This window comes from Photobacterium sp. GB-56 (assembly GCF_003026105.1).
GTDB lineage: Bacteria > Pseudomonadota > Gammaproteobacteria > Enterobacterales > Vibrionaceae > Photobacterium.
The window spans coordinates 330,271-353,567 of record NZ_PYNW01000005.1 but is presented as its reverse complement, the minus strand read 5'-3'; the positions used below and the strand labels follow the sequence as shown (position 1 = coordinate 353,567).

At 39.4% G+C, this 23,297-nt stretch carries 25 protein-coding genes; 21 read left to right on the top strand and 4 right to left on the bottom strand.

From position 1 onward, the window contains the following. Window positions 1-316 precede the first annotated feature (316 nt). The 7 genes from C9J42_RS09855 (at window position 317) to C9J42_RS09825 (ending at window position 7,477) form a co-directional block, all read left to right on the top strand. A complete protein-coding gene (locus tag C9J42_RS09855) occupies window positions 317-2,407 on the top strand; it encodes a TonB-dependent siderophore receptor (protein ID WP_107247458.1) in 2,091 nt (696 codons plus the stop codon). A 155-nt stretch (window positions 2,408-2,562) separates the two neighbouring features. After that, window positions 2,563-3,336 (top strand): DUF3450 domain-containing protein, encoded by a 774-nt coding sequence (locus C9J42_RS09850; RefSeq protein ID WP_199188106.1) that lies wholly within the window; start codon window positions 2,563-2,565, stop codon window positions 3,334-3,336. Next, the gene (locus tag C9J42_RS09845; RefSeq protein WP_107301969.1) at window positions 3,336-4,703 is read left to right on the top strand and encodes a MotA/TolQ/ExbB proton channel family protein; all 1,368 of its coding nucleotides are present in this window, start codon (window positions 3,336-3,338) and stop codon (window positions 4,701-4,703) included. The genes C9J42_RS09850 and C9J42_RS09845 overlap by 1 nt, the downstream gene beginning before the upstream one ends. Then, window positions 4,703-5,236 (top strand): MotA/TolQ/ExbB proton channel family protein, encoded by a 534-nt coding sequence (locus C9J42_RS09840; protein ID WP_045082027.1) that lies wholly within the window; start codon window positions 4,703-4,705, stop codon window positions 5,234-5,236. Before C9J42_RS09845 ends, C9J42_RS09840 begins: the two co-directional genes overlap by 1 nt. Beyond that, the gene (locus C9J42_RS09835; RefSeq protein ID WP_005365390.1) at window positions 5,233-5,637 is read left to right on the top strand and encodes a biopolymer transporter ExbD; all 405 of its coding nucleotides are present in this window, start codon (window positions 5,233-5,235) and stop codon (window positions 5,635-5,637) included. Before C9J42_RS09840 ends, C9J42_RS09835 begins: the two co-directional genes overlap by 4 nt. Further along, window positions 5,637-6,293 carry an energy transducer TonB gene (locus C9J42_RS09830; RefSeq protein WP_107291000.1) on the top strand — a complete coding sequence of 219 codons (657 nt, stop codon included), beginning with the start codon at window positions 5,637-5,639 and terminating at the stop codon, window positions 6,291-6,293. Before C9J42_RS09835 ends, C9J42_RS09830 begins: the two co-directional genes overlap by 1 nt. Next, window positions 6,293-7,477, top strand: a complete 1,185-nt coding sequence (locus C9J42_RS09825) for a hypothetical protein (RefSeq protein ID WP_107261301.1) — start codon at window positions 6,293-6,295, stop codon at window positions 7,475-7,477. The genes C9J42_RS09830 and C9J42_RS09825 overlap by 1 nt, the downstream gene beginning before the upstream one ends. A 105-nt stretch (window positions 7,478-7,582) precedes the next feature. Here C9J42_RS09825 and C9J42_RS09820 read toward each other — a convergent pair whose 3' ends face one another. Next, complete coding sequence (locus C9J42_RS09820; protein WP_107247454.1) at window positions 7,583-8,392, bottom strand: sulfite exporter TauE/SafE family protein; 810 nt, start codon at window positions 8,390-8,392, stop codon at window positions 7,583-7,585. A gap of 248 nt (window positions 8,393-8,640) precedes the next feature. Here C9J42_RS09820 and C9J42_RS09815 point away from each other — a divergent pair, with 248 nt between their 5' ends. The 14 genes from C9J42_RS09815 (at window position 8,641) to C9J42_RS09750 (ending at window position 20,735) form a co-directional block, all read left to right on the top strand. Beyond that, the gene (locus C9J42_RS09815; protein ID WP_107301968.1) at window positions 8,641-9,621 is read left to right on the top strand and encodes a DUF1852 domain-containing protein; all 981 of its coding nucleotides are present in this window, start codon (window positions 8,641-8,643) and stop codon (window positions 9,619-9,621) included. A gap of 48 nt (window positions 9,622-9,669) precedes the next feature. Further along, window positions 9,670-10,698, top strand: a complete 1,029-nt coding sequence (locus tag C9J42_RS09810; protein ID WP_107291002.1) for a methionine synthase — start codon at window positions 9,670-9,672, stop codon at window positions 10,696-10,698. Between the two features lie 220 nt (window positions 10,699-10,918). Further along, window positions 10,919-11,710, top strand: a complete 792-nt coding sequence (locus C9J42_RS09805) for a phytanoyl-CoA dioxygenase family protein (RefSeq protein WP_107247451.1) — start codon at window positions 10,919-10,921, stop codon at window positions 11,708-11,710. A 331-nt stretch (window positions 11,711-12,041) separates the two neighbouring features. Continuing rightward, window positions 12,042-13,220 (top strand): hypothetical protein, encoded by a 1,179-nt coding sequence (locus C9J42_RS09800; protein WP_107301967.1) that lies wholly within the window; start codon window positions 12,042-12,044, stop codon window positions 13,218-13,220. 145 nt (window positions 13,221-13,365) lie between these two features. Continuing rightward, the gene (locus C9J42_RS09795) at window positions 13,366-13,932 is read left to right on the top strand and encodes an RNA polymerase sigma factor (RefSeq protein ID WP_107301966.1); all 567 of its coding nucleotides are present in this window, start codon (window positions 13,366-13,368) and stop codon (window positions 13,930-13,932) included. Between the two features lie 275 nt (window positions 13,933-14,207). After that, entirely contained in the window at window positions 14,208-14,837 is a 630-nt protein-coding gene (locus C9J42_RS09790; RefSeq protein ID WP_107301965.1) for a PepSY-associated TM helix domain-containing protein, read from the top strand. Between the two features lie 17 nt (window positions 14,838-14,854). Continuing rightward, window positions 14,855-15,379 (top strand): DUF2271 domain-containing protein, encoded by a 525-nt coding sequence (locus tag C9J42_RS09785; RefSeq protein ID WP_005365370.1) that lies wholly within the window; start codon window positions 14,855-14,857, stop codon window positions 15,377-15,379. A 13-nt stretch (window positions 15,380-15,392) separates the two neighbouring features. Then, on the top strand, window positions 15,393-16,223 hold the full coding sequence (locus C9J42_RS09780) for a DUF4198 domain-containing protein (RefSeq protein WP_107291004.1): 831 nt from the start codon (window positions 15,393-15,395) through the stop codon (window positions 16,221-16,223). Window positions 16,224-16,313: 90 nt separating this feature from the next. Then, on the top strand, window positions 16,314-16,631 hold the full coding sequence (locus tag C9J42_RS09775; protein ID WP_199189323.1) for a hypothetical protein: 318 nt from the start codon (window positions 16,314-16,316) through the stop codon (window positions 16,629-16,631). Beyond that, complete coding sequence (locus tag C9J42_RS09770) at window positions 16,628-17,212, top strand: hypothetical protein (RefSeq protein WP_107301963.1); 585 nt, start codon at window positions 16,628-16,630, stop codon at window positions 17,210-17,212. Before C9J42_RS09775 ends, C9J42_RS09770 begins: the two co-directional genes overlap by 4 nt. A gap of 57 nt (window positions 17,213-17,269) precedes the next feature. Further along, on the top strand, window positions 17,270-18,178 hold the full coding sequence (locus tag C9J42_RS09765) for a metal ABC transporter solute-binding protein, Zn/Mn family (RefSeq protein WP_107207881.1): 909 nt from the start codon (window positions 17,270-17,272) through the stop codon (window positions 18,176-18,178). Then, complete coding sequence (locus C9J42_RS09760; RefSeq protein ID WP_107294613.1) at window positions 18,178-18,933, top strand: metal ABC transporter ATP-binding protein; 756 nt, start codon at window positions 18,178-18,180, stop codon at window positions 18,931-18,933. Before C9J42_RS09765 ends, C9J42_RS09760 begins: the two co-directional genes overlap by 1 nt. Further along, window positions 18,933-19,808 carry a metal ABC transporter permease gene (locus C9J42_RS09755; RefSeq protein ID WP_045082039.1) on the top strand — a complete coding sequence of 292 codons (876 nt, stop codon included), beginning with the start codon at window positions 18,933-18,935 and terminating at the stop codon, window positions 19,806-19,808. Before C9J42_RS09760 ends, C9J42_RS09755 begins: the two co-directional genes overlap by 1 nt. 12 nt (window positions 19,809-19,820) lie before the next feature. Next, window positions 19,821-20,735: a metal ABC transporter solute-binding protein, Zn/Mn family gene (locus C9J42_RS09750; protein ID WP_107294603.1), complete on the top strand. Its 915-nt coding sequence runs from the start codon at window positions 19,821-19,823 to the stop codon at window positions 20,733-20,735. Between the two features lie 178 nt (window positions 20,736-20,913). Here C9J42_RS09750 and C9J42_RS09745 read toward each other — a convergent pair whose 3' ends face one another. The 3 genes from C9J42_RS09745 to C9J42_RS09735 form a co-directional block, all read right to left on the bottom strand. Beyond that, window positions 20,914-21,468: a manganese efflux pump gene (locus C9J42_RS09745; protein WP_107287879.1), complete on the bottom strand. Its 555-nt coding sequence runs from the start codon at window positions 21,466-21,468 to the stop codon at window positions 20,914-20,916. Between the two features lie 120 nt (window positions 21,469-21,588). Further along, window positions 21,589-22,104: an NUDIX hydrolase gene (locus tag C9J42_RS09740; protein WP_107207885.1), complete on the bottom strand. Its 516-nt coding sequence runs from the start codon at window positions 22,102-22,104 to the stop codon at window positions 21,589-21,591. Between the two features lie 12 nt (window positions 22,105-22,116). Beyond that, entirely contained in the window at window positions 22,117-23,169 is a 1,053-nt protein-coding gene (locus C9J42_RS09735) for a GGDEF domain-containing protein (protein ID WP_107207887.1), read from the bottom strand. Between the last annotated feature and the right edge of the window lie 128 nt (window positions 23,170-23,297).

Sequence of the window (23,297 nt, the reverse complement as noted above, 5' to 3'; positions counted from 1 at the left end):
CAGTATTGGGTACGGATTAATAAAGACAACTGAAAAAGAGACGACGGCAAAACGAACAAAATGCGGCTTTCAGCCCGAATAAATTTTCAAGAAATCTTTACGAATGCAAAGAATGTAAATTTAATGCAAATGGTAATGGTTATCACTTATATTCCTTTTCATCGTTTGGTAGGCACTTTATTACTTACCACATAGTAGCCATGATTTGCTCTTTATATTATTACAAACAATACCTATTCAGCAGTGATAGGTGCTGAGAGTAACTCTGATGTGGCTTCACTTTCAGGTTATATCTTTATTTTGGAGTTAAAGGAATATGTTTTCTAAAAGCCAGCTGACGTTGTTAATTGGTGCGGTACTTTCTGCCCCTGTTGCTTATGCAGAATCAACAGAAGTTGATGAGCACATGGTCGTAACAGGTCGTGATTACGGTTATAAAGCCGATACCAACTCTACAGCGATGCGTATGGAGATGACTCAGCTAGAGACGCCAGGACAAGTTGCAGTAATTGATGAACAACTTATCGATGAACAGCGTGCGAGCACGCTAGGTGAGGTGTTACAGAACGATGCAAGTATTTCAGCTGGTGGAACAGGCCGTAACCGTGAACGTTTCTCTCTACGTGGTTTTGAACTTGGTAGCAGTAGCGGTTTCTTGCGTGATGGTCACCAACATTGGTCTCACTACCGTCAACCTGTTGAGCTTTTAGAGCGTGTTGAAGTAATGAAAGGCCCTGCAGGTCTTCTTTACGGTAAATCTGCACCTGGTGGTTTAGTCAACATGGTTGCTAAGAAACCAACTCACGAAACACAAGTTAACTTTAGCCAAGATGTTGGTTCAAATAATCATACACGTAGTGTGTTAGATGTGAGTGGGTCACTCAATCAAGACGAATCACTTCGTGCTCGCGCTGTTGTTGCAAAAGAAGATTATGATTCATGGCGTAAGTATGGTGATGGTTCAACACCTTCAACCGATCGCTTTGTTGGTGGTCTATTTGTTGATTACGACATAAATGAAGATGTGACATTGTCACTACACTACGATCGCACTAACGATAAAGGAAGTGTAGATTCTGGAGCTTACATTGTTGATGGTAAGCCAGTATTGGGGCGTGACCATGTGTGGGATGCACAGTGGTCAAAAATTAATAATGAAGTAGAAAACTATGGTTTTGATGTTAAAGCGCAACTAACAGATGTTTGGGCATTAAATACAGGTTTTAATTACCAAGACTTTACACGTCACGATGTGGAAAGTTACCCGAACTTTGCAAACTTTGAAGAGTCAGGTTTAGTAAAGCAAGGTGGCAATGATCGCCACGATCATTGGGTATTTAAAACCGCTTACGCTGATTTCGTCGGTGAATTTGATGCACTTGGCATGCAACACCAGTTACTCGTTGGTTCTAACTGGTTAGGCTACAGCTACGATCGTTTCCAACGTTCATTTAATTCTGTAGAAGTAGCACCAAACCAATCTACACCAGTACCTAGTTACAAATCGGGTAAGCCAAAAGAATCTCACTCTTCTTATAATGCTTGGGGTTTCTACGCACAAGATATGGTAACGATTAACGATTACTGGCAAGTACTTGCTGGTGTTCGTTTTGATCGTCAAACACAAGAAGGTAAAGCGGCGGAAGAAGCAGTATCACCTAAAGTGGCTGCGATTTTCCATCCAGCAGAAAACGGTTCAATTTACTTAGCTTACTCTGAAAGCTTTGAGCCGCAAGGTACGGTAACATCAGGCTCTACGAACTATGTGAATGATGGTGAACAACTTGATCCGCTTCGTGGTAAGCAATATGAGCTAGGTACTAAGTGGGAACTACTAGATAATCGTCTGTTTGTATCGGGTGCAGTATTTAACATTACGCAAGAGAACTCGACGATTGATGTTCAAGTAGGTAAAGATCTGTACGAGAAAACTCAAGCGGGTGAGCGTGTTCACAACGGTGCAGAACTTGCGCTGCAGGGTAACGTGACAGATAAGTTAAGCATGAGCGCGTCAGCAATGTACCTTGATGCGGAATACACCAAAGATCAGAAGTACCAAGGTAATCGTCCTGTTGACGTACCAGAATTCGCTGCAAGTGTTTGGTCTACGTACAAGGTAACACCGGCAACCGATGTTAACCTTGGTGTTATTTACGAAGGTTCACGTTTTGGTGATGCTGCGAATACCTTTAAGAAAGACGGCTATACACGTGTTGATTTAGGTATGGCTCACACGTACAAGTACGATGATAATTTAGATATCATTGGTCGTATTAATGTAGAAAACGTATTTGATACTGATTACATGGCTGGTGGCGGTTCAACAAGCAAAGATTATGTTGGCGCAACGGGTGTAACACTTGGTGAAGGTCGTAACTTTATGGCTACGCTTGAGTTTAAATACTAATTTGTAAATATTGTAACTAAGGGGGAGCCATTGCTTCCCCTTGTTGCGATTAAATGCTATTTCACTATTTTTGGTCGTTGTACGATTTAACTTTTTATTATTACTTCACTTTTTTATTTTTTGCGATTCAAGATTACTCATTATTAAGTTTGATTATGAATTTTATTAAAACCAGTTTAGCGGTTGTGATTTTAAGCATCACAACTGGGGTACAGGCATCGAGCCTTGATACAGCACGTTCTATTGAAAACAAAACCAATACGGCTTCAGCATTAAGCCAAGATAAGATTGATCGTAATGCTGATTCGGCTATCGCGATGAAAGCACAAATCGAGCAATTACAAGAAGAGCTTAAAAACCTGACGGTCTATCACGATCACCTTGCGCGTATGGTTGATAATCAAACCCAAGAAATGGCCTCTATTCATGAACAAATAGAGAACATTAAAGAGACGCGCCAAGGTGTTGTACCTTTGATGTACCAAATGATTGATGGTTTATCGACTGTTGTTGAGCAAGATAAGCCTATCAAACATGAACAGCGTTTAGCGCGTATTGAAAAGTTGAAAACGATGATGTCGCAAGCCGATATTAGCGATGCAGAAAAATTCCGTCGTATTCTAGAAGCCTATCAGATTGAAATGGATTACGGCACGAAATTGGGTACGTACCAAGATAAAATTACGTTAGAAGACGGTAAAACAATCGAGGCTGATTTACTGTATCTCGGTCGTATTGCATTTGTCGCTCGTAGCTTAAACGGTAGTCATTACTGGAGTTGGAACAGTAACAAACAGCAGTGGCAGGCACTTGATACAAGTGAAGCTGCAAATATTGATAAAGCGTTTGCAATGGCGAATAAGCAAATTGCACCAAGCCTATTACGTTTACCTATCTCAGCGCCCCTTGCTAACGTGGAGAGCAAATAATGAAATTAAAAGCGTTAGCTATTGCACTCTGTATGGCATCGGTTCCGTTCACAGTATCTGCTGAATCGGTTGTACAGCAAGCGAAACAAGAAAATGTCTCTCAACAGCAACATAATGTGCAACGTGAAGCTGAATTTAGTCAAGAAGCACAGAAAATTCGTCAACAACGTGATGCATTATTAGCGCAACGTAATGCGTTAAAAAAACAAACAGAATTACTGAGCCAAAGTTTTAGTACCAATGAAGCAGAACTTGCGAAATTAGAACAGCAACTTCAATTAGATTCTGGCAGCCTTGGTGAGTTATTTGGTGTCGTTCGCCAAACAGCAAAAGAACTAAAAGCCGAGCAAGGTTACGCTGTCACTGGTGTTGATGTGACGAAATATATCCCAGTTGTTGACCAAATCGTTGATGCGAAAGCACTGCCGTCTATGCCACAATTAAAAGGTTTGTGGCAAGCAATGGAATCACAAATCGTTGCAAGCGGTGAGTTGGCAAAGGTGAACGTACCATTTATTAATGGTGATGGTGAGCAAACCACAGAAAAAGCATTGCGTTTAGGCGCATTAGGCCTAGTAGCTGAACAGGGTTATTTAAAGTGGGATGGCCCTCGCCATCTTGCAACGGCTTATCAACAACAACCTGAAAATGGCCCACAACTTTCAGATTTAGCTGTAATAGCGGCAGCAGGTAGTGAAAGTATTGCTCTTGATCCTTCTCGTGGTGTGATATTAGAGCAATTAGCCAATGCACCTACGCTGGAAGATCGTTTAACAGCAGGTGGTGTGGTCGGTAAAATTATTCTACTTCTATTAGCTATTGGTGCGGGTATTGCCATTTTCCGTGGCGTTAAATTAGCGATTATTAATCGTCAAATTAAGCAACAATTAAAAAATCCAACTCAAGCTGGAAATAACCCACTGGGTCGTATTCTTGCTGTGTATAACAAAGAGCAAAATCGTAGCGTAGAAGCGTTAGAATTACGTTTACTTGAAGCGATTGTTGATGAGCAGCAAGGATTAGAAAAAGGCTTATCGATGCTTAAACTGTTTGCGGCTTTAGCGCCAATGTTAGGCTTACTGGGTACGGTGACGGGGATGATTGAAACCTTCCAAGTTATCACGCAGTTTGGTAATGGTGATCCTAAAGTGATGGCGGGTGGTATTTCAATGGCATTGGTAACGACCGTTCTAGGTTTGATTGCCGCGATGCCTTTATTGCTGGCTCATAATGTACTAAGTACACAAGCTGAAAATATTCGATTGATCCTTGAAAAACAAGGGATCAGCTTAGTTGCTCAGCAAGCTGAAAAAAACGAATCTTCTCAGACATCTAACCGTAACGTATTAGCAGAACAGGCAGCATAATGGACTTCAGCGTATTACATGGCTGGTGGTTTTCGCTTTCTCATTTTATGGCGCAAGGTGGCGCCATATTATGGTGGCTTGCTGCGGTTGTTGCGCTATGTTGGCTTTTGGTTATTGAACGCGTGATTTATTTATTCTTCTATTTTCCAAAGCAAAAAGAGCAGTGGTTAACTAGCTGGATGGCTCGTAAAGATCATTCCTCTTGGCATGCATGTGCAATTCGTGATGGCTGGCTTAATGAAGCAAAAATTGCCCTTAATCAGAATTTAAATTTTATCAAAGTATTAGTCGCAATCTGCCCCATGCTAGGTTTACTTGGCACAGTGACGGGGATGATTTCTGTCTTTGATGTAATGGCGACGCAAGGTAGTAGCCAACCTCGTTTAATGGCATCCGGCATTTCTTTAGCAACCTTGCCAACAATGGCTGGGATGGTTGCGGCCTTAGCGGGTATGTTTGTTCACGCACGTTTATCTAAAGCTTGTCAGATGCGTGAGTTTAAATTAGAAAAATTATTAAGGAGTCAGCAATGAGACTCAGCCGCCGTTCTTCAAATCGAGAAGATGCACAAATTGATTTAACATCAATGCTCGATATCGTATTTATTATGCTGATTTTCTTTATTGTAACGAGTTCGTTTGTACGGGAATCAGGCGTAGAAGTTAACCGCCCTCAAGCAAGCCACGTGGTAAGCCAAAAAGACGCAGGGATCTTTGTTGCAATTACTTCAGCAAATGACGTTTATATTGATAAACGTGTTGTTGATGTAGAACGTGTTCAAGCAACATTAGAACATATGCTTACCGAGCAACCTGATGCTTCTTTAGTGATCCAAGCGGATGAGCATGCCTATAACGGCACTGTGGTTAAAGTGATGGATGCAGCAAAAGGAGCTGGGATCAAAAATATCGCATTGGCGGCGGAGAAAAATTAATGATCCGTCTTTTAATGGCTTTTCCATTAGCTATTGCTGTAGCGCTAGGACTTTTTACTTTTATGGCATGGATGGTAGATAACGGTAATCATCAAAAGCCTGATAATAAAGAAGTGCTAGCGTTCAACATGGTAATGATGGAACAAGAGCAAGCACCTCAACGGCGACAGCGTGCGGTGCCACCACCACCTGAAACACCAGAGCCACCGCCAGAAGCAAAGCCGGTATCATCAAGAGCAGCAACCGCAAGTGTTCAACCTGTTGCGTCTACGACAAGCTTAGGGTTGGATACAGCGGTTACAGGCTTATCGATCAAAATGCCGAAATTTAGTGATTTTAGCAGTGCATCGAATGCGGTAGGTGCGCCGACTATCGGTCAGAGTCAGCAAGCTATGCCATTGTATCGTGTTGAGCCAAGGTATCCGCCCCGCGCGCTAAAACAAGGTAAAGAAGGTTACGTTATACTGAAATTCACGATTGATCCTCAAGGCCGACCAATCGATATTGCAGTGCTTGAAGCAAAACCTAATCGTTTATTTAATAAAGAAGCGATACGTGCATTGCGTAAATGGAAGTACCAACCACAAGTGCAAAATGGCAGTGCTGTATCACAGCCAGGTCAGACGGTACGTTTAGAATTTAAGTTGAATAAATGATGAAAAGATTAGCATTTATTATCGCTTTAACCGCCGCAGCGAGTTTGCCTTTATCATCCGCTTACGCGGGAGGTAAATTGTCGCAGTCGATTGCCGTTAAGGTTCAAAAAGCGAATAACTTACAGCTTGATGATAAGGTTAATCAGGCGATTGATTTACTTGTCTCTTTAAAGCCGATAGAGCCTTATGACAAAGCATTTGTTCAGCGTATGTTGGGCGTGTTTTATTGGCAGCAGGGCAATCCATCAAAAGCGATAAGCAATTTATCTAAAGCAGTTAAGAGTGGCTTATTACAAGATGATCAAGCATGGGTTACTCAGCGTATGCTGGCTGATATTTTACTTTCTGAGCAAAAATACAGCCAAGCACTACCACATTACTATCAGCTAACAAAGCATATTCCAAAATCACAAAAGGGCGATGAACTATGGCTGCGTATTGCCCAATCACATTATCAATTGAGCCAGTGGTCAAAAGTCCTTTCTGCAATGAAACGCTACGATGGCTATAAACGTAAAGATGAAATATCGCCGTTGTCGATTAAGTTGGGTGCTCAGTTGCAACTAAAGCATTGGAATGGTGCAACTTCGACATTAAATCGTTTGATTGCGATAGAGCCAAATAAGCTCAATTGGTGGCAGCAATTAGCTAATATACAATTGCGAGCAGGGAAACCTGCAGAAGCATTGAGCACATTAAAATTAGCAAAATATCAAGGTGTTAAGTTAACGCAGCAAGATTTACATCGCCTAGCGCAACTGTATGCTCAGCGTGGTATTCCTGAACGTGCTGCTAAACAAATAGCAGAGCTCGAAGGCGCAACAACTAATACAAGGTTGCTCGTTGAACAAGCTAACTATTGGCAGATGGCAAGAGAGTGGCAAAGTGCTATCAATATTTGGGAAAAAGCAGCCCAGCGTAATAACCGTTATCGTTGGCAACTTGCACAATTGTTGTTGCAGGAAGGGCAATATCAAAAAGCGTTAATTGAGCTTAATAAGGTTAAGCGTAAAGATAAACAGTCTGATGTTGAGTTGGCGAAAGTCCGTGCGTATTACAAGCTAAATAACTTTGATAAAGCGATTATTCATGCCAAACAGGCAAATAATATAAAGCCTTCATCGGCAGCATCGAGCTGGATAAAATATTTATCACAAATGCGTGAAATGGAACAAGCTAGCTAAATATTGTCTTAGCATTTCACCCTGAGCGAATAAAAAAATGAGTGTGTTAACTTAATAATCACTAAGTTAACCACTCATTTTTTTATTCTAGTGCACATGCTTGGTTTAACTAATCACCATATTTGTCGCCATTGCTAGTAATAATGCTGAGAAGATTTTTTTAATGATTGGCACAGGTAAATAGTTTGTTGCCTTAGCGCCTAGCGGAGCGGTAAACCAAGAAGTACAAACAATACCAAATAATGCGGGTAGATAAACAAAACCGGCAAAGCCATCAGTAAGAGAAAGATAGCTAATGCCTGAGCTGACATAACCGATAGAGCCAAAGAGTGCGATAACAATGCCACAAGCAGAAGCACAACCGATAGCTTTCTTCATATCGAGAGAGAAGAAGGTTAACAAAGGCACTAACAGTGCGCCGCCACCAATACCAATCATGGCCGACAATCCGCCGGTAATTGTTGTTAAAAAGGTAAGAACAAAATTATTGGGCATGTTACGTGTTGTTGCTGTCTCTTTTTTTGTACTGCTATAAAACATCTTCAGTGCAATGAGTGCCACACTGACAGCAAATACAATACGAACAACATTACTCGGTAATAGAGCCGCTAAAAACCCACTGATAAGTGCGCCTAAGGCAACACCTGTCATTATCCATGGTGCTAGGTTCCATGGCACATTGCCATTTTTGTGGTGAGCGATGGCAGAAGACGTTGAAGTGAATAATATGGATGCTAAGGAAGTAGCAATAGCGACGATAACCACTTGTTCAGGCGGTAAAATGGCGAAATGAAGCAAGATAATACTTAGAATGGGTACTATAACAAGTCCTCCTCCTATACCTAATAATCCTGCCAAAAATCCAACACCACTGCCAAGTAAAGCGCAGTATATTATTAACAATAATTCATTCATTTCTTTGTCTTCTTATATGTGGTTAGCGGTTAACGCATTGAATAAAAATAGATATCCTTTCTATGTGATGAGAACTATAACTTACAAATTTGTAACAACTCAAACGTAACCACTTGAGTTTTTTTCATGTTGATAGTGAAAGAAATACGCTTTTATTGATCGAATACTCTACGTATAAATAAATACAGACAACTCGACAGCTTCTACGAACGTCATCATTTATTTCAGCTAATAGGATATCGGTCGCCATGAATAACGATTTTACATTTACAATAAATAAGACTGGCCTTGATGAAAATTATCATCCCGCTAGCAATACGCGTATTACTACCAATTTCGCTAATTTAGCGAGAGGGGAAAGTCGTCAACAGAACTTACGCAATGCGTTAAAGATGATCGATAACAGCTTTAATGCTTTAGCGAATTGGGATAACCCCGAAGGTGATCGTTATTCTGTTGAGCTTGAAATTGTCTCGGTTGATATCGACATTGAAGGACAGGGGCAAACATTCCCATCGATTGAAGTATTAAAAACCCACATTATTGATAATCAAACTAACCAGCGTATTGAAGGGATTGTCGGTAACAACTTTTCTTCTTATGTGCGTGATTACGATTTCAGCGTACTACTGCAAAACCATAATAAAGGTAAGCCACAGTTTAGTATTCCAGATAACTTTGGCGAGCTGCATGGCAAAATCTTCCAGAGCTTTGTTAACTCTGATGTATATAAAGACAATTTTAAAAAGACACCGGTGATTTGTTTATCTGTATCTGATAACAAAACCTATTTCCGCACCGAAAATCAGCACCCAGTATTGGGCGTGGAATATAAATCCAATGAGTCGTCATTGACCGAGCAGTATTTCCAAAAAATGGGCTTACAGGTACGTTACTTCATGCCTGCAAACAGTGTTGCTCCTTTGGCGTTCTACTTCTTTGGTGATTTATTAAATGATTACACCAACCTTGAGCTGATCAGCACCATTAGCACCATGGAAACCTTCCAAAAGATCTATCGACCAGAAATCTATAATGCAAACGCAGTGGCTGGAAAGTCCTATAAACCCAACTTAAAGTGCCCCGATCATTCACTGACCAAAATCGTGTATGACCGAGAAGAGCGCAGCAGGTTGGCAGGTGAACAAGGCAAATTTGCCGAGCAGCACTTCATTAAACCGTACCAAACCGTGCTTGAGCAATGGTCAGCGAATTTCGTGACTAGCTAACATCAACATTGCTTTCATCATTTATTACAACATAGGACGTTAACTATCATGAAAACATTATTACCGACATCAACAGCAGGAAGCTTACCGAAACCCGATTGGTTGGCAGAGCCTGAAAAACTTTGGTCAGAGTGGAAATTGGAAGGGGATGCATTAGCGGCAGGAAAACAAGATGCGCTACGTTTATCACTGCAAAATCAACAACAAGCAGGAATTGATATTGTCAGTGACGGTGAACAAACTCGCCAACATTTTGTAACTACCTTTATTGAACACCTGAATGGCGTTGACTTTGAAACCCGCAAAACCGTTAAAATCCGTGATCGTTATGATGCCAGTGTACCTACTGTTGTTGGTCCTGTTTCTCGTCAAAAATCGGTGTTTGTTGATGATGCTAAATACCTTCGTCAGCAAACTAAACAACCGATCAAATGGGCACTGCCTGGTCCTATGACTATGGTTGATACTCTATATGATGCGCACTACAAAAGTCGTGAAAAACTGGCATGGGAATTTGCTAAAATCCTTAATCAAGAAGCCAAAGAATTAGAAGCAGCAGGGGTTGATATTATTCAATTTGATGAGCCAGCCTTTAATGTATTCTTTGATGAGGTTAATGAATGGGGTATTGCCTGTTTAGAAAGAGCCATTGAAGGGCTGAAGTGTGAAACTGCTGTTCATATTTGTTATGGCTATGGCATTAAAGCCAATACTGATTGGAAGAAAACACTCGGTTCAGAGTGGCGTCAATACGAAGAGGCGTTTCCTAAACTGCAGCAATCTAATATCGATATTATCTCGTTAGAATGCCATAACTCTCATGTACCCATGGATTTGCTAGAGCTTATTCGTGGAAAAAAAGTGATGGTAGGGGCGATTGATGTTGCCAGTGATAAAATTGAAACGGCGGAAGAAGTCGCGGATACATTGCGTAAAGCACTTAAATTTGTTGATGCTGATAAACTCTACCCATGCACCAATTGCGGCATGGCACCGCTAGCCCAGCATATCGCACAAGGCAAACTTGAAGCCTTAAATGCAGGGGCTGAAATCATTCGAAAAGCGCTTTCAGCTTAGAAGGTTTGGGTATCACCGTGTGTAAATGTACTTTATTGATAGAGTGATATAGTGCATTTACATAATCAAATTATCTCTTTTTCAGTAGCTCTAAATTCTTTAAATAAACAACACGCGTTTAGAATACTCTGACATACTTGCTTATCACTATTATCGTCTGGCACTATTCGCCAAAGAATACCGTAATCAGTCAACGGTATAGAGAATGTGAAGGTCGTCAGTGTTATTCAATAGCCAACAATTAAGTCAGCAATACGAAGAATTAGGTTACTTCGTTATTCGCAATTATTTCAGTGAAGATCAGATAACTTCACTCAGAAAAGTCGTTTTAACTTTTCATGAATTATGGAAAGCTGACAACAAAGAGTTCTATCAAGAAGAAGCATTTAACTCATCTTTGATTACTGGAAGCCAGTATTTATCTATCGCAGAGAGAACGGAACTATTTGACTTTATTAGTTCAAAAAAAATCATGGATGTGGTTGATACCGTAATACCTAAAAATCCTGCTTTCATGAATACTCAACTGTTCTTTAATCCGGTGAACCCGCAACAAAAAGACTTTTGGCACCGTGACTGTCAATATGATTATGATATTGAAGACCAAATGAGAGTCATATTAGAAACGCAAGTATTGCACCTTCGTGTCCCTTTATTTGATGAACCCGGTATGGAAATAATACCCGGCACGCACAAGCGATGGGATAATGAAGAAGAATACAATGTTCGCCAAGAAGTGAATGGCAAAGTCAGCCATGATAGCCTTTCTGGTGGGAAGAAGATTGCATTATCGGCAGGTGATTTATTGGTATTTTCAGCAGATATGATTCATCGTGGTTTATACGGATTAGATCGCTTAGCATTGGATATTTTAATTTTTGATTCGGCATCTGATTATGTTGATTACGTTGATGATGATTGTTTACCTACTCAATTAATATTGCAAAAGATTGCTGACCCAAGATTGTTTATTAATACGCTACAGCTTAAGTCAATGGCGTGTGCTTCATAACAAATATTAAAATTGATGCTTGAAAGGGAATTCAACATCAAGTTCACATCAAAGTTTATATAATAACTTCCTTTTTCTCGAATTAACAATTCTAACTGTGTAGTGAATAGTTATCATTAATAGCGATACTTAAATGTTATTAATTTCTTCATGTTTAAATTCTAATTCATATTATCTATCCCAATGCGTATTTCTTATATTTGAGAAAGTAAAAAATTAATAAAATTTATTGTGACTTTTTTAGTTGTTGCTGAGTTTGTGTAAATACAGCCGGGCATTGCCATGGACTGAATATAAATAAAAACAAAGTAACAATTAAAGGAGTAGTATCATGAAATCAACAATTACTGCGGTGTCTGCTGCGGTTGGTATGCTGTTATCTTCAGTCACCTTGGCTGAACAAATTAGCATGTTTGATTATGATGAAGCGACATCAGCGTATGAGGATGCATATTTAGATGCGCAATTTGATTTACGAGATGGCAATCAAGATCAAGCCAGTTATAACGCTGTTGTAAGTGCAAATTATGATCGTGTATTTTCCTCGGCAAATCGTAATACGCGAATTGAGTTCGTCGGTGATACAAACATCAGTCAAGGCCCGAATAGTAATGATGAACGTAAAGAAAATTACCAAGCTTTATCTGCGCTAACCAATGATATGTACTTTAGCCCTAAGAAAAGTGATTTCTTTTGGTATGGGAAAGCAGAAGTTGGTGCCCAGACTGATATGAAAGATCCCTTTACTAAGTTAACGGCAGGTTTAGGTTATGGGCGAGTGGTAAATGCAACTCCAATGGCAAAAGCGATTCGTGTCGTTCAATCTCTTCAAGAACATGGTTTATTAAGAGGAAATGTTAGCCGAGTAACCTATCAAAATGTGGCACAAGTTATAGCAAGAGAAGCAGCTTATCGCAGCCGTTATGGCTCTGCTGATTATGCCGAATATTGGGTTGAAGATATTGGTAAAGCATTAGGTGATAAACTGAGCGCACGCGGTGCAATAAACTCTTACGATGTATTGATGAATGAGCGCATTTCAACCCGTAAATATGGCTGGCTAGTCAGAGCTGGTGCTGGTGCGGTATTGACTAACTATGATGGTTCAGATAGCAAACCAGCGCTTGAAGTGGGAGCGGAATACCATTATCCAATTAATAACCAAACCCAATTTTCAAACGAAGCAATTTTAACCGCCATTTTGGATGATGGTAATAATGGCTTTAACGCAACCAATACAATGTTTTTAACGTATGAGCTGCGTGACAATATTGATTGGGAGAACGCATGGTTACTCACTTATGCTTCAAGTGATAAATCAGAAGATTTGATGACCAATAGTTTACGTTCAACATTCCGTTACTATGTTTCTAATTTTATTAGTTTATCTGTAACTGGCGGCTTGTCTAAAACTGAAGATAATATTGACTATGATGGAACAACAAACACTAATCGAAATGATGATATCGATACAACGTTCCACTTTGGCTTAACGTACCGTCTTAAGTAATAAATTAAGTTCTAAACGCTAAAACACAGACTTTCTTTTTTATAAGACAAGTCTGTGTTTTTTTTTGCATATAGTAAATATGTATTGCGATTAACATGATTTTTTTGTCATTGAAATAATATAAAATTACTATACGGATATGATAATGAATATATTAAATAATGGTTTGTTAAATGAAAGTGATTTGCTCTATGTTTTTCAAAATAATAGATTAAAAAGGAATGAAGTATTTTCATTGTTAATGAAACCTTATTGGTCCTCTTTATATTCAAGATGTATGTATCGAATAAATGATAGTTGCAGTATCGATGATGTTGTTCAGGATGTTTTATTAAGGATTTATCAAGCACTACCAAAATACTGTCATCAAGGCGTTTTTAGGACATGGATTTATAAAATTGCAGATAATGTTTGTTATTCATACTTAGCCAAAAATATGAAATATAATAAAAAAAATATTTCTATAAATAATATTGAACCTGTGAGTAATTATAATCAAGTCAATATAGATGATAAGATTGATATGGATATATTACTCGGTGAATTATCTTACAGTGAACAAGAAATTATTGATTTACGATTTTATCAAGACCTAACATTATTAGAAATTAGTGATATTTTATGCATCACAATTAGTGCGTGTAAAATGCGTCTATATCGTGCGCTAAAGTTGCTTCATGAAATTCTGTTTAGAATAAAAATGCCAGAATAAGATCTATTTAGTTTTATAAAAACGCCTGATGGATTCAGCAGCATTAAGATGTTGAGTTTGTAAACTGTAAAGACTTTGTAGTAAAAGCCAGTTGAACGTTTGTTTGATTGGCTTTTTTGTTTTTATTCAATTGGTTATGTCTTTTGTCTGGCGTTTTATTCCCCCTTTTATAATCATCTATATTCACTAACGTAAACAATGTAAATTGAATGCCAATAAGAACGATTATCAATTAAATTACTGCCATTCTAAGTAGGTAGCTAGTTTTTTTGACTATGGTGTTAAAGCAAAAAAATGTCCAATTGTGGGCACGTCGTCTTCATATTTATATTTCAATGGCGTTGTTATTGATTGTTTTATTTTTTGCCATTACTGGCATTAATTTAAACCGCCCTGAGTTGTTTGTATCTGATACACCCAGTGTGATAGAGCAAAAAATTACCATACCTACTTCATTGCTTTCGTCTGAACAAGGTCCGTTTATACCTAACAAATCGGCTTTGATCAGCTATCTCTCTAAACACACCGATGTGCGTGGTACGGCTTCTGGTATTGAGATCTTTACCGACCTAGAGGGAGACGAATTAGTCGAAGGCGAGATCTCATTAGATTACAAAGGCCCTGGTTATAACGCTGTGGTTTTTATTGATATGACAACCTCACAAGCGAATATCGAAATCACCAATTATGGTGTTATCGCGCTACTTAACGATCTTCATAAAGGTCGTAATAGTGGCGAGGTTTGGAAGTGGTTTATTGATATTACTGCGGCTTTGATGATTTGTTTTGTGTTAACGGGTGTGTGTTTGCTACTACCTAAAAAGAAAACACTTAATACATCAATGAAGTGGATGAGTTTCGGCTCAGTTGTTACGGCCATTATCTACATTGTATTTGTTCCTTAATATTTAGCAGGTTAACGATGACCATTAAAAATAAATTAAAAAAGACCGTACTGGCAACGTTACTGCTGGCACCTTTATCAACGGCATGGGCGGCACCTTTGCCAGAAACCGCTCAGTTAGATGTTGAACTAAGTTTACCTAAAATTGAAACCTCAATGTACGCCCGTCCTTATGTCGCGGTATGGATTGAAAACAGTGAACGTAAACCCGTAAGAACGATGCAGCTTTGGGTCGGTAAAGACGAATGGTTGAAAGATTTACGTAGCTGGTGGCGCAAAGTGGGTCGTTATGACCGAGAACTTGTTGATGCAGTTACATCTGCCACACGTCCGGTGGGTGAATACCGTTTTTCATGGGATGGCTTAGATGATAAAGGCAACCGTGTAGAGCAAGGGGATTATACCTTTTACGTTGAAGTGGTACGTGAACACGGCGGACGTAACTATTTACGCCAGAAATTAACGCTAGGTGAAAGTGCTGTTAGCCATGTTTTAGCACCAACACAAGAAACTGGCACTATCAAGATTAACTACAAACTCTAAGTGAATTGTCATCATGAATAATAAATTAAAAGCACTATCTTTAGCATGCCTAGTGACAGCGGGTTTAGGTGTGGCATCTGTCGCTCAAGCACACCCTCGTTGGGTATTACCTTCACATTTCACTGTTTCCAAAGAGGGTGGTGATTGGCTGTCATTTGATGTGACAGCGTCACACGGAACATTTGTTTTTGATAAGCCAGCAAGCATTGAAACGACACAAGTTGTTATGCCTGATGGTCGTATTGCTTACCCTAATTTCACCATTCGTGGTAAACGTCGTGCGATTTTTGATTTCTTCTTTGAAGAAGAAGGTACTCATAAAGTACAAATTAATCAGACACCTAGATATTACACTTTCTACAAAGCTGGACGTCGTGATACTGAAAAACGTATGGAAGCGAATAAAGCTGATCGTATGACAATACTGCCTGAAAAATCACGTGACGTTGTCACTCAGGTGAGTTATACCCGTGCAGAAAGTTATGTGACTGTTGGGAAACCATCAACAAAAGCGATGGAACTGACAGGTAAATATCTTGAAATGGTACCTGTTACACACCCTTCTGACATTGTTGAAGGCGAGCCAGTAACCTTCCAATTTTTCTTTAATGGTAAGCCGCAAGCAGGAGTAACGGCAGACATTACACGTGAAGGAACACTGTACCGTAATCACCAAGAGCAAATTGATGTGGTAAGTGATAAAGACGGCAAGATCACCTTCACACCAGAAGTGGCTGGGCGTTACCTAATGAAGTCGAATTATAAAGGTATGGTTGAAAACGATCCTATGTACGATCGTGCAAACGTCAATGTTCACTTAACTTTTGAAACCTTACTTCAGTAATACTACTTCTGGTTAAGGCGTGACTTCATCACGCCTTGATCTATGCATTCTTTAAGTCTGTGTTTGGGCTTGTTTGAGGTTTTTATGACAATGAAATCATCCATTATTGCGGCATCTTTGTTTTGTTTAGGAACATTTTCAACAGCAGCATTTGCTCATTTTCCACTCATGAGTTGTTGGTTTGAAGCCGATAAAGTGTTGTGTGAAGCTGGTTATAGTGATGGCAGTACCGCGGTGGAATACAACGTTGATATGTTTGATTACGACGATAACTTAATCGCGAAAGGCATGACAGATAAGCGCTCAATCGCTGAGTTCACCAAGCCGGATACTGACTTTTATTTGGTTTTTGATGCTGGACATGAGAATCCTGTTGAAGTCGATGTTGTTGAGATAAAAGAAAAATGATCCGTCAAACTGTTCGCTCTGATAATGGAGATCGAGAAGGTAAGTGGGTCGCATTATGTATTGGATTAATCTTGTTGGTGTCCTTTGTTTTACTTCCTTATCACCAAACTAAGCAACCAAAATCGGCACTGCTTTCGCATCAAGTTTCAATTACTGATTTAGCCGCTGAAGAGATCGCTATGATTGCGGAATTACGGCTTGCTCATGAAGAAATCCGTAACTTATATCAAGATAGCCAGTTAGGTGCTGCTGTTGGTCAATGGCCACAAATATCTGAGCTTCAAGAGTTTTGGATTGCTCCTTTTGTGACAGATAAAAGCTGGGAGCGAAAAGGTCGTCATCAGTGGGCATTGATCACTGATGCTATCTATCAAGGTGTGAGATCAGATGATAAAGGTTCGATGTCGGTAGTGCTTAATAGTCATTCAGCGTCTCCCGATATTTGGCTCGCGATGAACGATAATGTGAGCTTACTTGATGCCAATACATTACGCGATTTTGATGGAAAACATTTAATCGATAATGGTTGGACACAAATTGTGTTTAACGATTCTCCTAATAACGAATCACATAATCACTAATAACGGCGCTTTGGTTTTATTGCCGTTAATCTTTACTGTACCGAGATTTAGATAACAATGAATAAATTAATTAAATCTAGCCTTACTGCCATAGCATTGCTTGTGAGTATGAATAGCTTTGCTGCTGATAAAAAGACCATTGGTATTACTTTGCAGCCTTATTACAGTTATGTAAAAGCGGTTGTTGGTGATAAAGCAGAAATTTTGCCATTGGTTGATGCAGGTTTTAATCCCCATAACTATTTACCTCAACCTAATGATCTTAAACGTCTAAAAGAGATGGATATCATTGTGGTTAATGGTATTGGTCACGATGATTTTGCGTTGAAAGTTATTCAAGCAGCAGATCGTGATGATTTGATTGTCATTGAAGCTAATAATGATGTGCCACTATTGCCTGCGATGGGGCAGTCGGTTGGTAATGGCGCTGTGAATCCCCATACGTTTGTTGGATTATCTACCACGATTCAGAAGGTTTATACCATTGCTAATGCATTAGCGAAAATTGATCCTGACAACGCCGCTGAATATCGAAAAAATGCCCGTGATTATGCTAAACAGTTTCGTTTAATGAAGCGTGATGCAATGTTAACGCTGGGGGATTTAGATACAGCGGGAATGAAAGTTGCGACTACGCACAATGCGTATGGCTACTTATTGCAAGAGTTTGGTGTTGATGTTGCTGCGGTGATTGAACCTGCGCATGGTGTAGAACCAAGTGCAAGCCAACTACAAGAAACCATTGAGAAAATTAAACAATCAGGCATTGACGTTTTGTTTTATGAATTAAACATGCCTAATCGTTATGTCGATACCATTGAAAAGGCAACAGGTGTTCAGTTATACCGTTTTTCTCACATGACACATGGAGACTATGACGGTAAGAAAGTTGAACTTGAGATGAAAGAAAACCTTGCCACATTAGTTGAAGCAATCAAGTTTGCTGCAAATAAGGATCAAGCATGATCATCGGTCCTAGCATTCAGTTAACTAACGTTAACCTTCAATACGGTCCTAATCAGATTTTATCTGAAATCACTCATCAATTTGACGGTGGACAATGCCATGTGGTGATGGGACCTAATGGTGGCGGTAAAACATCATTGCTACGTTCTATTTTAGGCTTAACACCGTTTCGTGGCCAGATTGATATTTTATGGGATGAATCTGTTAATAACGGTAAAGCCGGTACGATTGGTTATGTGCCACAAAAAGCAATGTTTGAACAAAGTCTACCGTTAACCGTGATGGATTTTATCTTATTAAATCAAACCCGTTCACCTTTGTTTTGGCGCCAACGTCAGAAAGATAAACAAATCGCATTAACGCAACTTGAACGTGTCGGAATGGCAAACCGTGCAGACCGTCGTATGGGGCAATTATCTGGCGGTGAACAGCAGCGTGTGTTGTTTGCTCAAGCACTATTAGATAATCCTGATTTACTGGTACTTGATGAGCCAACGACGGGTATGGATGAGCAGGGTGTGCGTTATTTAGAATCGCTTATCCATGAATTTGTTAACCAAGGTAAAACTGTATTAGCGGTTCATCATGATGTGACAGCGGTTCGACGTTTAGAAGCGCAAGTTCATGTGGTCAATCGTGTGTTAGTTGATAGCGGTGATCATAGTCAAGTATTGGTACCAGAGAAGATTGAACGTTTGTTTAATCATTATTCACAGCCAGCAGTCTCTGCGTCTAATCAATCAGAGGTGGCGTAATGGAACTATTAAGACATTGGGCACAACTCGGTGTTGATGCTGGTTGGTTAAGTGACAGTTTCTCTTATGCCTTTATGGTTAATGCAATCGTAGCGGCACTGTTGCTTGGGCCTCTTTTAGGTGGTTTAGGTACCTTAGTGATAGCTAAACGTTTAGCTTTTTTTTCTGAAGCTGTCGGTCACGCCGCTCTAACGGGTATTGCCTTAGGTGTATTGTTAGGCGAGCCGCCAGAAAATCCATTCATTGGTTTATTTAGCTTCTGCATGATTTTTGCTTTATTGCTGCATTTCGTGCGAAATCGAACCAATGTACCTTACGACACATTAGTCGGTGTTTTCCTCGCGTTAGCATTAGCGGTTGGTGCTGCATTGTTGATGTATGTAGCACGTAAGATCAATATTCACATGTTAGAAAACGTCTTGTTTGGTTCAATCCTAACGGTAACAGATCAAGATTTGATTGTTCTTGCGATCAGTTGCGCCTTAATTGTACTGCTCTTAATACCGACGTTTAATCGGATTTTATTAACCTGTATTAGTCCTGATATTGCGCGAGTTCGGGGCTACAAAACCAATTTTTACGATTACTTATTTGTGATGATGATAACGCTGGTCACGATAGCATCTGTGAAAATTGTTGGAGCAGTGTTGGTTGGGGCGTTGCTATTGATCCCGGGCGCAACGGCGCGGTTATTAACCAAGAATATGGGCAGCTTTGTTTTATTGTCGGCTCTACTAGCCACAATAAGTTGTGTTATTGGTACGGTATTGCCAATGGAATTAAAACTTCCAGTTCCATCAGGCGCTGCGATTATTATTGTTTCTGCTATCTTTTTCATGTCAGCAACGATGTACCGCATTATTCGTAAAAGTTAATCAGGAAACCACATGTTTTTGTTGAATAAATTTTCTATCTCCATGCGCAAAACGCAAACTGTGTTATTCGGTGCCTGTTTAAGTGCTGCCGTTTTACTGCCAACAAGTGTTACTTACGCCAAAGACATTTTAACAGCAACGCCTGTGACTTATATGTTAGCGACAGCGTTGACCAAAGAGACAGGGATCACGACAGAGTATTTGCCTCCTAAACGCTACGGTGTAACGCGCTTACCTAACTGGTTTTCAACCAAAGGGGCTGATGTTGCTTCAAATGCCAGTAAAACAGCAAAAACAGCGATTACGTTAGGAGCAATTTGGCCGAATGATCCGCTCTTTGTTCATGCGCGTGAGGGCAATATAAATATTGTTGAAATTGATGCATCTCAAGCAATTTCGCCACGCGCACAAGGTGTAGCGGCACTGCGTTTATCCGACGGGACTACGTCGTTATATGCATGGCTAAATCCGACCAACTTAACGCGCATGGCAGCAATTGTAAGCGATGACCTCCAGCGTTTATGGCCTGAAAAGGCCCTACAAATTGAAAAAAATCAACAAGCTTTAATGATAGATATTCGTAAGTTGATTAATCGTCAACAAGACACTCTTATGCAAGCGGATGTTAATGCTGTTGTATTACTTTCTGCAGAGCTAGAAGATTTTGCATCAGGTAATCAGCTATTTGTTGTTGAGCGTATGACGAAACCAGAATTGGAATGGACAGATGCCGATAAAGCGCAGTTAAGCCGAGTGTTAAAAGAAGATCCTTCACTAACTATTTTGACAACTAAAGCGTTAAGTCAAAATATGAAAGCATTCGTTTCTACTGGTACCAAAGTGATCGTGATTGATAGCCTTGATCGTTGGGGGCGGGGGGGTATTGATACGAATAAGCCACTAACGCGCTGGGAAGTAAAACTTTAAACTAAGCTGTTATCGCGATGTAGTCATTGATTTGTAAATAAAGTGTAGCGATTAATTGCAATACTTAAATAGTCTAAGCGTCCACTGCTTATGACGTAGTCGCTACTTATTTATTCTGTTTTCTACGAGAATTAAGTAGCACTGCTTTGCCCAGCTTAGTGCTGGGCTTTTTTATTGGTTAGAAAGTGAAAAGCAAAGATAGTACACCTAACCCAATGAGTAATGTGCCAGAAATGATGTCGTTATATTTACCAATCACTTTACCAATCACATAATTGCCTAAATTATTGCCGGCATAGGTTAATCCAATACCAGTAATAAAGGTTAATGCTACAACTAACATGATATTTAGATGAGTAATACTACCAAGAATACCCACTCCAATATTATTAATTGAAAGTAAAAAACCTAATATAACCGCACCTTTAATGCTTATATCTCGGGGTTTCTCTTGTGTTATTTGTTGTTTTTTAACTAAATTTGAACCAATAAACCAAGCCCCCATTAGAATAAAAATGATTGAACCTAATTCATTCGAAAATTGGTGAGGAACAAGGTGAGTGATCAGTTGACCAAACAGCATGGATAAATAGGTAATGAAAGTGGTAATAAATGAAATGATCATATTCGATGAAAGAGGAATATCTACACTTTTAACTCCGTATGTTAAACCTATGACAAAATTATCGAGGTTAGAGGATAGGGTAAATAATAATGCGAGAAGAAAAGACATGAACTACCGCTCCATAAAGTGTTCTTTATAGTCTTTTACTGTGAGAACGACGAACAATATGTATGGGTAGTTATTTTCCAGATATGGTTTTTACGCTGAAATCGGCTTCAGCGCAAAAAATTATAGGAGTCCAGCTAAACGTGCTTTAAGAAAAGCAGACAGGGTTTTGTTATCTTTAACTTCATTTTTTACGATTTTTTGCTCGAGTTCAGTTACCGAAAGGGTAACAACTTCGATAATCTCATCATCATCAAGCTGACCAATGGTTGGGGCGAGATCTGTTGCTACGAAAAGGTGTTGGATCTCATCGCAAAAGCTAGGTACTGGTAGTAATTCTCCTAATGACTGCCAGCTTTCTGCTTTTAAATTGGTTTCTTCAGCGAGCTCTCTTTTCGCACAAAGAAAAATATCTTCATTAGGCTCTATTGTTCCAGCTGGAAATTCCAAAATCCATTGGTTAATCGCCGGACGATATTGGTTAACTAAAACAAGATGTCCTTGGCTATTAATAGGAATAATGACCACAGCCCCAGGATGCTTAATTGATGTAAATGTTACTTGTTTATTATTCGGCAGTACGTGCGCTTGTTCTTCAACTGAAAAACATTTCCATTGGCACAGTATTTTTGAAGACATGCTTTAGCACCTTTATTCATTGGTTGCTATTTGATTATATCCCCAACGTTTCGCACGCATCAATGCACTCTCTGCTTTAATGTAGTCATACCTAAAATCTTGATGTTCAACGGTGGTAATACCAACACTGATCGTCATATTAATTTTATGACCAGATTCTAATTCTAAAGTCCATTTAGCGACCTCATTACGTAATGCAATGGCTATAAACTCTGCTTTTTGGAGATCTGCATTAGGTATAAGAATACAAAATTCTTGGCAACTTAATCGTGCAATTTGAACATCGGCATTACAAGTCTCTTTCATGCATTTTGCCAGCATCATAATGGCTTTATCACCCACATCGAGTCCGTATCGATCGTTAATGTCGCGAAGATTATCGATATCAATGAGTAGCATCGATATATCACGACGATAGCGTTTGCAACGAGATGACTCATTAAGATAAAGAGGGATGAAGCCTTCACGGCTTAGAAGCCCAGTTAAGTAGTCATGCGTTGTGGTACGTTTAACTTGCATAATGGCATCATAGCGATGGCGAGAAAGTAAAAATGCCATCACAAAAATTATTGAATAAGCACTGATGTTTTGTAATGCCGATGATATTTGTAAGTGTTTATTGGAAATTTCAGAAATACTCAGAACGATATAGATAAAACCAAATAGAGTGCTATACCATGCTGCTGTTTTTATCCTTAAAGCGAAAAAACACAACAGAGGAATGGTTAATCCAATTGTGTTACTGATGTGGCGTGCACCTTCAAAATAAAACCCACTAGCACAGACTAAGGTTGTCGCAATCAAGAATATCCAGAATAAGACTTTCGCTGAAAAAATAGAGCGGTTGAGGAGAGCAAGGCTATAACAAAGGAACATGCCAACGATACCGACAAGCGTGAAATAAAACTCAGCATCAGAAACGAAATAAGTAAATGCGATGACAGCACAAATAGCGCCAGAAAAAGGGAAAAGTAATGCGAGCTGTTTTTTAAGTGTTTTTTCGCTAAGTTCGATATAAGCAAAATTGGTGGGGTGGAGTTGATTGCTTTTGATTAATGTCGTCATAAGTTGGAAACGCCTTCGCACAGAATGAAAGAATACAGCATGTTGTGCACTGTGCGAGAATAGCAGCGTTTTACTCTATGTCTAATTTTTTTTGAAATTTAATGTAACGAGTTTTATCAAGAACAATA